6 protein-coding genes are annotated in these 13,055 nt (G+C 46.6%); all 6 read right to left on the bottom strand.

Going from position 1 to position 13,055, the window contains the following annotated elements:
- Nucleotides 1–78: 78 nt before the first annotated feature.
- The 6 genes from RBH92_RS01550 to rpoB all read right to left on the bottom strand — a co-directional run bounded on the left by RBH92_RS01550 (nucleotide 79) and on the right by rpoB (nucleotide 12,971).
- Nucleotides 79–768 carry a NapC/NirT family cytochrome c gene (locus tag RBH92_RS01550; RefSeq protein WP_307932965.1) on the bottom strand — a complete coding sequence of 230 codons (690 nt, stop codon included), beginning with the start codon at nucleotides 766–768 and terminating at the stop codon, nucleotides 79–81.
- Nucleotides 768–1,481: a cytochrome c-550 CycA gene (cycA, locus tag RBH92_RS01545; RefSeq protein ID WP_307931834.1), complete on the bottom strand. Its 714-nt coding sequence runs from the start codon at nucleotides 1,479–1,481 to the stop codon at nucleotides 768–770. Before cycA ends, RBH92_RS01550 begins: the two co-directional genes overlap by 1 nt.
- A gap of 195 nt (nucleotides 1,482–1,676) precedes the next feature.
- A complete protein-coding gene (gene haoB / locus RBH92_RS01540; protein ID WP_307932964.1) occupies nucleotides 1,677–2,708 on the bottom strand; it encodes a hydroxylamine oxidation protein HaoB in 1,032 nt (343 codons plus the stop codon).
- Entirely contained in the window at nucleotides 2,705–4,420 is a 1,716-nt protein-coding gene (locus RBH92_RS01535; RefSeq protein ID WP_374049943.1) for a multiheme c-type cytochrome, read from the bottom strand. Before RBH92_RS01535 ends, haoB begins: the two co-directional genes overlap by 4 nt.
- 178 nt (nucleotides 4,421–4,598) lie before the next feature.
- The gene (gene rpoC, locus RBH92_RS01530; RefSeq protein ID WP_307932962.1) at nucleotides 4,599–8,801 is read right to left on the bottom strand and encodes a DNA-directed RNA polymerase subunit beta'; all 4,203 of its coding nucleotides are present in this window, start codon (nucleotides 8,799–8,801) and stop codon (nucleotides 4,599–4,601) included.
- A 96-nt stretch (nucleotides 8,802–8,897) separates the two neighbouring features.
- Nucleotides 8,898–12,971 carry a DNA-directed RNA polymerase subunit beta gene (gene rpoB / locus RBH92_RS01525; RefSeq protein ID WP_307932961.1) on the bottom strand — a complete coding sequence of 1,358 codons (4,074 nt, stop codon included), beginning with the start codon at nucleotides 12,969–12,971 and terminating at the stop codon, nucleotides 8,898–8,900.
- Between the last annotated feature and the right edge of the window lie 84 nt (nucleotides 12,972–13,055).

The following is a 13,055-nucleotide window of genomic DNA, read 5'->3' as shown; positions in this document are numbered from 1 at the left end:
ATTGAAGACTTGCTCTCACTCAGTTTCTTAAATACGCTGAATATCAAGCAAAACCTGTTTCAGAAGAATAACTGCCACTTACTCCTCGTCATCCTCGTCATCTTCATCACTTTGGGATTCTCCGGCTTCACTTGCGCCAGCCTCTCCCTCGTCTTCATCCTCTTCGTCTTCCTCGTCTCCACCTTCATCGCTGTCTTCATCTTTCTTCAGCACCATCTTGCCAGCTGCCAAACTTGCATTCAAGTCCGTCATCGGCGCTTCTTCATGCACTAAATTCTGATGGCAGTCTATGCACGTCGCACCTTCCGTCTTTAACTTCTTGTGCGCTTCCTGTGCGTCCGCTCCCGGTGGATTCGGGTCTTTATGACAGTCTCTGCACGTCACACTGTCCCATTTCTTCAGATTCATCCGCGCATCATGCGCCATGATCAATCGCCGCTCGTTAAACTTCTCCAGCGTCGAGTAGTCATTGATCAGTTCCAAGTACAGTTCCCGTGCACCATCCACCGCATGGGTGTACAGCGCTAAGTGAAAGTTCTTGAATCCTTGCGGTATATGACAGTCCTTGCAGCCAGGATTGACGCCCAACGCGCCATAATGCGTCGATTGCTTCAGTTCCGTTTGCGTGTAGGTCATCGAGTGACAACTGGTGCAGAATTCTTCGGTTGAGAGTGCCGCTTCTCCACCAAATACTACCGCTACCAGCAATATCCCGAGTAACCCGCCTGTCAGTAGCGTGCCTATCGCTCCTTTTTGTATCCCTGTCATTACTCTTTCCCTTTACCTTTTTTGTCCGCTGTTTTTTCCTTGGCGCTTGCTTGGAATTCATCGTGATACTTGAATTTCGGTTCGCCTACGAAAGTGCCGTCCAGTTTGTAGTGTTCGTGCATCGCTTTGACGTCTTTGACCATCTTGTCAAAGTCAAACTTGTATTTCGCGTCTACTTCCGGTGTGAACGGTGTGTACGGTGCTTTCGCGCCTTTCCACGGTGAACCTTCGTAGTTTAAGTGACAGGCTGCACAGGCTTCTTCAAAATGAAAGTCTTGTCCTTTGTCTGCAACCACTTTACGCTGTGTGGTGGTGCCTTTGCTTTCAAATGCTTGACCTGCTTTGCGGTGATCTCCTCGGTAGTTCTTGCCGCCGCCATGACAGGATTCACAGCCAACCGCCGCGAGCGGCTTTTTCGCTGTTTCAATGGTGTAGCCGCCTTTCTTACCCCAGCCGTCAACGTGACAGCCTACGCAGTCTTTATCTTGCGTGTAGTCTTTGTCCGGATCCAGCTTCGCTTTGATCTTGGCTTCTTTGCGGGCGCCAGGCTTTAATGATTCCATCGCTTTGGCATGCGCGGTGTCTTTCCAGGATTTCGCTTGCGATTTGTGGCAGGAGCTGCATTTGGTGCGTCCTTCAAAATCCGCCAGTGCCGCACTGGAAAATAATGCCGCTGCCAATATTGATAGTATGTATGCGATCGGGTGTTTCATCCTTCCTCCTTTATGCTTTATGCTTTATGCTTTTTTAATCCAATTCCGATGGCTTCGTATTGTACGCTATCGTCCGTTTGTGTAAATGACTATGTGGCCGCTTTGCGCCTTTTTTGTTGTGCCGGTGTTGTACTTTCTTTGCGTTCTTTTGCGTTCTTTTGCGTTCTTTTGTGTTCCCTGAGTCCTTGCTGTTCTCTACGGCAGTTTGTATACCCAGTAGCCGCCTTGTTGATAGATCAGCTGCGCCAGTTCCAGTTCTGTCGGTGCTGGTTTGTCTACAAACGGCAACATTCTGGCCAGCAGTGTTTGGCTGCTCTTTTCGTCGCTTAGGAAGAATACCCGGATTTCATTGTCCGACAACGATTGCAGGGTGTAGGTGTCAAAGTTGTTCTCCTTCACCTGTACTTTCATTTGGTTGATCAGGCCGTGCATGTTGCCTGTCATCGGGAAGTTTTGATAGGCGACGCCAATTTCTTCCGGGTACATGAGTCCCAGTTTGTATAAGTCGGTTACGTGTACGATCAGGTAGGTTTCCCGGTCGGATCCTATCAGTTGCCGCAGTTGTTTGATGCCTTCTTCCGCTGGCGCCGCTAGTGCCCCGCTGAATTGTTTGAAGCGTTCCAGTTCTTTGGCGTCGGGTTTGCTTTCCCAGAATTGTTTTTCATACGCCCTTATCGCTTCACTTTGTTCCAGCCAGGGTACCGGTATCATGAGCGGTTCGTTCAGGTGGCTGGTAAAAAAGGTGTCGCGTCCGGTGAGCAGTTTGATTTGCCGTGAGGTGTCCCACCAGCTGAGTATCAATGCGTCTTTCGGTGCGTATTTGCTGATTGCGGTTGCCAGTACCGTCAGTTCCGATGGCTTGCGGTCGAAGTTATAGAGTACTTCGTTGGTGCTGTTCTTCCAGTAAATCAATACCGGGGGCTCAGCGTTTTGTTGGGCGACGATAAATTCCGCGATCGGTTTGTCGATTCCTTCCGCTTTGACTTTGTATTCGCTTAGCTTCAGCTCAGGCCAGTCTTCCAGCCCCATTTTGCCGAATTTTTGCACATCGCCTTCCGCTATCAGTTGGTATTGGTAAGGCGCCGGTATCGGTTTAAACCAAAGATAGGCAAACCAGCCTAACAAAAGCAAACCTCCCGTCACCAGGAGTATCCCTAATGACGGGAGCAGCTTGTCTCCCGATCGCACTACTTTGGTAGTGCGATCTGTCGTGTCAGCGCCTATCAAGCTTCGCTTTGCTTACGTCTGCGCCAGCCTGCCAGTGCCAGTGTTCCGGCCAGTAGCATGCCACCACCTAAACCGCCCAGAGAGATTTTCTCTGCTGTGCCGTCTAAGTCGAGTAAGCTGGTTTTCTTGTTTTCAAGATTTTTAACACGTTCTTGCAGTGCAACCATTTCACGGATGCGGGTGTTTTCGTCTTGAATTTCAACATACGCGCGGTTGATCGGTCCCCAACCTTCGGTGTAAGTCCATCCACCTGGGTTGACGTGCGCCAGTCCTACGTGCATCTTGGCCAGGTCGTTTTCGTGCATTTCCAGTACTTTCAGCTCGATCGCCGCTGGGCTGTTGCCTTTCGACCAGAACAGTTGCGCAAAGTAAGCGTAACCTTCTTTTTCCGGTGCCGGTGGTGCAGGACGGTTGGTTTTTTGTCCTGTTAACAGGCCTTCTTTATACAGTTGATGGACGATTGCGTTGGCTTCCTGGTATTTCGCCAGCCCTTCCAGGGTGCCTTTGTCCATCAGTTCCAGGTAGGAGCGTGCAAAACGTTCGGAGTGGCATTGGGTACAGGTGACTACCCATGAGTCCAATCGCGCTTCCGACCATTCGCTTCTGATGTTTTCCGCTATGCCCGGTACAAACGGATAGTTTGCCCAGCGGATCTTTCTTACCATGTTATGGCTGTATTCGCCTTCGTATTCCATGTGGCAGCCCGCACAGGTCGGTGCGTTTTGTCCACCTACTGCATAGGCGTCTTTCAGCGGTGCTTCCCAGTTCCATTTGTCGCCCAGCATCGATACCATCTTGCCGTGCTTGGACATCGAATACGCTTCCCAGTTGTTGTGGTCTACACCGCTATGACAGGTAGCACAGGCTTCCGGTTTGCGCGATTCCGCTGCCGAGAATTCGTGGCGGGTGTGGCAGGAGTCACATTTGTTTTGGTTGGTGTGGCACATCGAGCAGCCTTCCGCTACTTCTCGTTGTGGCATCGCCGCCCATACCGTGGTCTCTACGTTGGCTTTGTAGTCCAGCGCGTGCGATGGACGTCCATCCGGCCATTGGTCATGCGGCCAGATCATCGTGTCTCTTTCCGATTCACGTTCGACAAATTCCGCCAAGTGGCAGGTGCCGCATACATCCGCTGTCGGCATGATGATGTCTTTGGTGTGATCCGCTTTTTTCTTCGCGTTCGGTTCTACGTGACAGTCGATACAGCCGACTTCTTTCAGGTTCTCGCCTTCCGCCAGTTTGCCCATCGAACGAAGGTTCTTTTCTACTTCTTCCAGTTTGGCTTTCTTGTAAAAAGTCGGATCGCTCGGTTTTAAGTTACGCACCTTGTCCAAGTTCGCATGGGTGCTGCGCTTCCATGCTTGTACCCACACCGGTGATTCATCCGTATGGCATTCCACGCATTCCTTACGGCTCGCTATTTCTTTGTTCGTGGTCGGTGATTTGTAAAATGTAGCCGGGTCTAAATAAATCCCGTACGGTATCGGTTCCCAGTATTGCGCCAGTGTGCCGCGCCCAGCTCCTTGTTCAGGATCCTTGTAACGCTTCACTACCGCTTCATATAATTCCTTCGGCGATACCTTCTCCCGATCCAGCTTCAGCGCTTCGTACAGCTCGTTCGGCACAGTCGGTATGTTCCCCGCTTGCAATCCCCCTGCTATCACGAGCCCTAACATCAGCGCCCCTCTCTTCAGCCAGCTCTTGGCATTCATCTCTCTCTCCTTTGGTTTTCCATCTTTCTTTCTCCTTTCCTTCCCATCTTCTTCTTGTTATTAACTACTCGGTCTTCCTAATCCTTGACCCCTCTCAGGGCTCGTCCCCTAGACTACTGAGTCATCCACCTGCTGTCAAGATTTTTAACTAAATCCAAAAGGATTCGATTAACAGTCTCTAAACGGCGCTATCGATTGACACATTCGATTCAAATCCAAATTCCGCTGTTTTAATTTGATTCTTACGTTTGCTATGAAACGTTAATCCTGTGCCAGCCGGCACCAGTCTACCAACTATCACATTCTCTTTCAGGCCGCGTAGCTCGTCTTTTTTGCCCATAATCGCAGCTTCAGTCAATACGCGAGTTGTTTCCTGGAAGGAAGCTGCTGAAATAAATGAATCTGTAGACAAGGATGCTTTTGTAATACCAAGCAGCATAAATTCATAGGTAGCCGGCAATTTCTTTTCGGCAATCAATCGCTCATTTTCAATCAGTAAATCCGCACGCTCAACCTGTTCGCCAGGAATAAACGACGAATCTCCGGGGTTTACTACCTGAACGCGTCTAAGCATCTGACGCACGATAACTTCAATATGTTTATCATTAATCCTGACACCTTGAAGCCTATATACATCTTGAACTTCATCGGTGATATAGCGTGCTAATGCTTCTACCCCTTGTAATCTTAGGATGTCACGTGGATCGGCAGGACCATCAACGATGATTTCCCCCTTATTGACGACTTGTCCATCGTGAGCCATTACGTGTTTATCTTTCGGAATCAAGTATTCGTGCGTAACTCCTTCAAGATCAGTGATAATCAAACGTTGTTTCCCTTTGGTATCTTTTCCGAAAGAAACTATCCCAGTCACCTCTGCCAGCATGCCGGCATCTTTTGGTGATCTTGCTTCAAACAGTTCTGCAACGCGAGGCAAACCACCGGTGATATCTCTTGTTTTTGAAGTTTCCTGAGGAATTCTAGCCAGCACCTCACCAACACTAACTTGTTGACCATCTCTTACTGTAATAATACAACCAATCTGAAAGGTAATGCTTACGGATTGATTGCTGCCGACCATTTTGATTTCATTACCGTCATCGTCCAGAAACTTAACCAAAGGACGCAATCCTTTTGATTGGGTAACGCCGCGACGTTTCGGGTCAATGACCACTAATGTAGATAAACCAGTTACTTCATCAATTTGCTTAGCAACAGTGACACCTTCCTCCACGTTCTCAAAACGCACTTTCCCGGCGTATTCCGTAATAATCGGACGAGTGTGGGGATCCCACGTTGTTAATATCTGCCCCGCTTTAACTGTTTCACCGTTACGAACTAACAGTGTCGCTCCATAGGAAGCTTTATGCCTTTCACGTTCGCGACCATTCTCATCTTGTATAATAATTTCACCGCTTCGCGAAATGGCAATCAATTCATTTTGGGCGTTCGTTACATAACGCATCGTCGATGAATAATGCACCGTTCCACTCGATTTGCTTTCAACCTGGCTAACTACCGCAGTTCTTGACGCAGCCCCACCAATGTGAAAGGTACGCATTGTTAATTGCGTACCTGGCTCGCCGATGGATTGTGCTGCGATTACGCCAACCGCTTCACCGACATTGACAGGAGTTCCGCGTCCCAGATCCCGGCCATAACATTTTGCACACAATCCAAAACGCGTTTCACACGTCAACGGCGTACGAACCTTCACTTCGTCAATGCCGAGCGCTTCGATCATCTCAACCGCTTCTTCATCAAGCAAAACACCGGCTGAAAATACGACTTCCTGGTTTTCTGGATTGATCACATCACTTACTACAACTCGACCAAGGATCCTTTCCCTCAAAGCTTCAATGATCTCGCCACCTTCGACAAGCGCTTTCATGACGACACCATTACCGGTGTCGCAATCTTCTTCAGTTACTACCAGATCCTGAGTAACATCGACTAAACGCCTGGTCAAATACCCCGAATTAGCTGTCTTGAGCGCAGTATCCGCTAGACCCTTGCGTGCGCCATGAGTCGAAATAAAATACTGCAAAACATTTAAACCTTCCCGGAAATTAGCAGTAATCGGCGTCTCAATGATCGAGCCATCCGGCTTTGCCATCAATCCACGCATCCCAGACAATTGACGTATCTGCGCCGCAGAACCGCGCGCCCCGGAATCGGCCATCATATATATCGAATTGAATGACTCTTGCGTCAGTTGCTTGCCATCTTCTCCGAGATGTACTTTGCCGCTTGCCTGATCTATCACCGGTTCAACACCTAGCTGATTCATCATGGCCTTGGCAACTTGATCACCCGCTCGCCCCCAGATATCGACGACCTTGTTATAACGTTCGCCTTGCGTTACTAAGCCAGAAGTATATTGCCCCTCAATCTCTTTAACTTCTTTTTCAGCCGAGGCAATTATTTCTCCTTTCTGGGTCGGTACTAACATATCATCCGCACAAATTGAAATACCAGCCCGTGTCGCATAGCTGAAGCCCGCATACATCAACTTATCTGCAAAAATGACTGTTTCACGCAATCCGCAACGCCTGAAACTCGCATTAATGAGTTTTGAGATTTCTTTTTTCTTGAGCGTTTTATTAAGTAATGAAAATGGCAAGCCGGGAGGAAAAATTTCAAATAATAATGTCCGCCCCACAGTCGTTTCATATCGTGTAATTTTTTCACAACGCTCGCCATCAGCATTCGTATCGTTTTCTTTAATTCTGACCGTGATTTTCGCGTTCAATTCGACATTTCTACTTTCATAGGCACGCGATACCTCGCTAAAATTCTGGAAAAGCATCCCTTCCCCGCGTGCGCCGACTTTCTCACGCGTTAAATAGTACAATCCCAATACAATATCTTGCGAAGGTACAATAATCGGCTCTCCATTCGCTGGAGATAACACATTATTTGTCGACATCATCAACGTGCGGCATTCCATTTGCGCTTCCAGCGAAAGCGGAACATGAACAGCCATCTGGTCACCGTCAAAGTCTGCGTTAAAAGCTGCACACACTAAGGGATGCAGTTGAATCGCTTTACCCTCAACCAGAACCGGTTCAAATGCCTGAATACCCAGCCGATGTAGGGTAGGCGCTCTGTTCAGCATGACCGGATGTTCGCGGATGACATCTTCGAGGATATCCCACACCACCGGACTTTCATTTTCAACTTCACGTTTCGCGGCTTTTATGGTGCTGGCAATTCCCATTATTTCGAGTTTATTAAAGATAAACGGTTTGAATAACTCCAACGCCATTTTCTTGGGCAATCCACACTGGTGAAGTTTCAGCTGCGGCCCGACAACGATGACAGAACGTCCGGAGTAATCAACCCGCTTACCAAGCAGATTCTGACGAAAACGACCACCTTTTCCTTTGATCATATCGGCGAGGGATTTAAGCGCACGTTTATTAGCCCCGGTCATCGCTTTACCCCGGCGACCATTATCCAGTAATGAATCCACAGCCTCTTGCAACATGCGTTTTTCGTTGCGAACAATAATTTCAGGAGCTTTTAATTCAAGCAACCGCTTCAATCGATTATTTCGATTGATTACACGCCGATATAAATCATTCAAATCCGAAGTTGCAAACCGTCCACCATCCAAAGGCACCAACGGACGCAGGTCTGGCGGTAAAACAGGCAAAACTGTCAAGATCATCCACTGCGGTTTAATCCCTGATTTATTAAACGCTTCAAGTAGCTTTAAACGTTTCGAGATTTTCTTAATCTTCGTTTCAGAGCCGGTCGAGTCCATCTCGCGCCGAAGATTTTCTATCTCGACAGGGATATCGAGGTTACCCAACAAATCACGAATTCCTTCTGCGCCCATGCTGGCACTGAAATCATCCCCGTATTCTTCGGTTTTGATCAGATAATCCTCTTCAGTAAGCAACTGGCAGCGCGTTAAGGTTGTTAGGCCAGGATCTGTAACGACATACGCTTCAAAATAGAGAACTCTTTCGATATCGCGCAACGTCATATCCAATACCATACCTAAACGGGATGGCAGTGATTTCAAGAACCAGATATGCGACACCGGTGACGCCAACTCAATATGTCCCATCCGTTCACGCCGCACTTTCGATAATGTCACTTCAACGCCACATTTCTCGCAAATCACCCCGCGGTGCTTCAAGCGTTTATACTTTCCGCACAAGCATTCATAATCCTTGACAGGACCAAAAATCTTGGCACAAAACAGCCCGTCTCTTTCCGGTTTAAAAGTACGATAATTAATCGTTTCCGGTTTTTTTACTTCTCCATATGACCAAGAACGAATTTTTTCTGGAGAAGCAAGCCCGATTTTGATGGCATCAAACTCTTCTTTATAGGTAACTTGTTTAAATAAATCTAGCAGTGCTTTCATTCGTCACTCCTGTAAAAATCAGGGGGCTATCAACTCATAATAAAAAGGCATGAACAACCGGTTGAAACTTCAACCTACTTTCTGAATTCAGAAATATCAATGTTGTTCAAGATCGATATCCATTCCTAGCGAACGTATCTCTTTCACCAATACATTAAATGATTCCGGCATTCCAGCATCAATCTTATGATCACCTTTTACGATACTTTCATATACTTTGGTACGACCGGTAACATCATCCGACTTCACTGTCAGCATTTCTTGTAGAGTATAGGCAGCACCATACGCTTCCAGCGCCCAAACTTCCATCTCACCGAAACGTTGACCGCCAAATTGCGCTTTACCCCCCAGCGGTTGTTGAGTCACCAAACTATAAGGACCTGTCGAACGTGCATGCATCTTATCATCCACTAAATGATGCAATTTCAAGACATGCATGTATCCGACCGTCACTGACCGATCAAAAGCTTCTCCGGTACGGCCATCATACAATGTGACTTGCCCGGATCTGGGTAATCCCGCAAGTTCCAGCATATTTTTAATTTCATCCTCGGTTGCCCCGTCAAACACCGGTGTAGCAAAAGGAACACCTTCAATTAAATTGCTTGCTAATGACAAAATTTCAGCATCTGATAAACCTGATATGTCTTCTTTCTTACCACTCGCGTTATAAATTTTATCCAGGAATTCCCTTATTTCACTCGCATTTCGTTGTGATTTAAGCATTCCATCGATTTTCTTACCCAGCCCTTTTGCTGCCCATCCTAAATGAACTTCAAGAATTTGACCGACATTCATCCTAGACGGAACACCCAAGGGATTTAATACCACGTCGACTGGCGTTCCATCCGCCATATAAGGCATGTCTTCCAATGGCACAATCTTGGAAATCACCCCTTTATTGCCATGCCGTCCGGCCATTTTGTCGCCTGGCTGTAACCGCCGCTTGACAGCAATGTATATCTTGACCATTTTCTGAACGCCAGGCGCAAGCTCATCACCTTGCGTAAGTTTTTTCTTCTTTTCGTCAAAAGCGGCATCAAATGCCTTCCGTTTTTGAGCCATGCTCTCACGCACTTGTTCAAGTTGAATGCTTGCGTCCTCATCGGATAGTCGAATATCAAACCAATAGTGAGGATCCAAACTTTTTAAGTACTCGGTCGTGATTTCCTTTCCTTTTCCGAGCTTATTCGGTCCACCTGTCGCAATTTTCCCGACCAACAAGCGCTCAAGTCTCGCAAATGCATCCTCTTCCACAATGCGCATCTGGTCGGCTAAATCCTTTTTGTAACGAACCAGCTCATCGTCGATGATCTTTTGAGCGCGTTTATCACGTTCAATACCTTCTCTGGTAAATACTTGGACATCGATCACAGTTCCTGAAATTCCCGATGGAACCCGTAAAGAAGTATCTTTTACATCCGATGCCTTTTCACCAAAAATTGCACGCAACAATTTTTCTTCAGGGGTTAATTGTGTCTCACCTTTTGGCGTCACTTTCCCAACCAAAACATCGCCCGCTTCTACTTCTGCGCCGATATAAACGATACCCGATTCATCAAGCCGACTCAGTTGATGTTCAGACAAATTGGGTATATCAGCAGTTATCTCTTCTGTCCCCAGCTTAGTATCCCGGCTTACGACTGATAATTCCTCGATATGTATAGAAGTAAAGCGATCTTCCGCAACAACCCTTTCTGAGATCAGAATTGAGTCTTCGAAGTTATAACCATTCCACGGCATAAACGCCACGAGCATATTTTGCCCCAAAGCCAATTCCCCCATATCGGTGGAGGCACCATCCGCAATGACATCATCCCTGCTGATGTTGTCACCAACTTTTACCAGCGGACGTTGATTAATATTGGTATTCTGATTTGATCGTGTGTATTTAATCAGGTTATAAATGTCTACGCCGACCTCGCCAACCCGGGTTTCTGCATCATGCACACGAACTACGATCCGGCTAGCATCGACATAATCGACGATCCCGCCACGCCTTGCTCTAACAGTAGTACCAGAATGCACTGCCACTACCCGCTCAATTCCAGTACCGACAAGCGGTTTCTCAGGACGCAAGCATGGCACCGCTTGACGTTGCATGTTAGATCCCATCAAAGCACGGTTTGCATCATCATGTTCCAGAAAGGGTATCAGTGAAGCAGCAACGGATACAATTTGTGCGGGCGCTACGTCGACATACTCGATTCGATCTGGAGAAGAAAGCGTAAATTCATTTTTGTGTCGACAAGAAACGATGTCGCTAATTAACTGATTGTCATGATCGACTTCAGCATTAGCCTGTGCAATCATAAAATTACCTTCCTCAATCGCTGAAAGATAATCAATCTCTTCGGTTACTCTGCCATTTCTTACCTTACTATATGGCGTTTCAATAAATCCATATTCATTAGTTCGTGCGTATAAAGCCAGTGAATTTATTAGTCCAATATTTGGACCTTCTGGTGTTTCAATAGGACATACCCGGCCATAATGGGTAGGATGCACGTCTCGCACTTCAAAACCAGCCCTTTCTCTCGTCAAACCTCCCGGTCCTAGTGCGGAAATACGCCGCTTATGGGTAACTTCCGATAACGGATTTGTTTGATCCATAAATTGCGATAATTGACTCGATCCAAAAAATTCCCGCGCAGCTGCCGATACCGGTTTGGCATTAATCAAGTCGTGCGGCATTAGATTCTCTGATTCTGCTTGACTTAGGCGCTCTTTAACAGCTCGTTCTACACGCACCAAACCTGCTCTGAATTGATTTTCAGCTAGCTCTCCCACTGAACGCACGCGCCGATTTCCAAGATGATCGATATCGTCGATTTCTCCTCGTCCGTTGCGCAGCTCGACCAAAATTTTTATAACCGCAATAATATCCTCGTTGGAAAGCGTCTGTTCTCCCGCTAGCTCAGTCCTGCCAACCCTACGGTTAAACTTCATCCTCCCCACGACTGATAAATCATATCGCTCCGGCGAATAAAACAATCCAAAAAATAGCGCTTTAACAGCTTCTTCAGTAGGAGGCTCACCGGGTCGCATCATTCGATATATAGCAACCTGAGCATTCATTTCGTCGGTTGTTTCATCAATTCTTAGTGTTTGCGAAATATAAGCGCCGTGATTCAGGTCATTTACATACAGTGTATTGATTTTACCAACATTTGAGTTTCTTAACTTAATCAAGGCTTCTTCGGTTATTTCATCATTGGCTAAAGCAATGATCTCCCCCGTTTCTTTATCGATAATATTCTGAGCAAGGATTCTTCCCAGCAAAAAATCTTCAGGAACTTCCAATTGATCAATCTTGGCTTCCTGCATCTCACGGATATGTTTGGCTGTAATACGCTTATCTTTCTGAACTATTAATTTTTTATTTTTGGTGAGGATATCAAAACTTGCCACTTCCCCTCGCAAGCGTTCGGGAACCAGCTCAAACTGAATGGATTTATCATTGAAATGGAAAGTATCAAATATAAAAAATTCTTGTAATATCTGTTCTGCTGTACAACCAATAGCCTTTAATAAGGTTGTAACAGGCATTTTGCGGCGACGATCTATCCTGAAATACAGACAATCCTTGGGATCAAATTCGAAGTCAAGCCAGGACCCCCGGTATGGAATAATTCTTGCAGAAAATAAAAGCTTTCCGGAAGAGTGTGTTTTACCGCGATCATGCTCAAAGAATACACCTGGTGAGCGATGCAACTGCGAAACTATCACTCGCTCCGTGCCATTAATGACAAATGAACCTGTCTCAGTCATCAACGGAATCTCGCCCATATAAACTTCTTGTTCCTTGACTTCCTTGACGGTCGGTTTGGATATTTCCTTGTCCATTATTGTCAGTCTTACCCGCGCACGTAACGGGGATGCATAAGTCAATCCACGTTGCTGACATTCCTTCACATCAAAGACCGGTGTCCCTAGCTCATAACTTATGAAATCCAAGCGGGCATTCTTAGTGTGGCTTTCAATTGGAAATATCGAATTAAAAGCCGCCTGCAGGCCGTGATTCAAACGTTTATTGGGTGCCACATTTTCTTGCAAGAATGTGGCATAAGACTCGAGCTGAGTAGCGAGAAGAAAAGGGATTGGTAAGACGCTTGCCCGTTTAGCAAAACTTTTACGAATACGTTTTTTCTCTGTGAACGAATAGCTCATGAATTATCTCCGGGAGAAGAAGATAGTGGTTCGAGGAATTAAGGCTAAATAATTTTTAATTATTTAAAGACCCGCATCTACATA

Source organism: Nitrosomonas sp. sh817 (assembly GCF_030908545.1).
Taxonomy (GTDB): domain Bacteria; phylum Pseudomonadota; class Gammaproteobacteria; order Burkholderiales; family Nitrosomonadaceae; genus Nitrosomonas.
The sequence above is the reverse complement of the archived record's forward strand: the minus strand, read 5'-3'. Positions and strand labels throughout refer to the sequence as shown.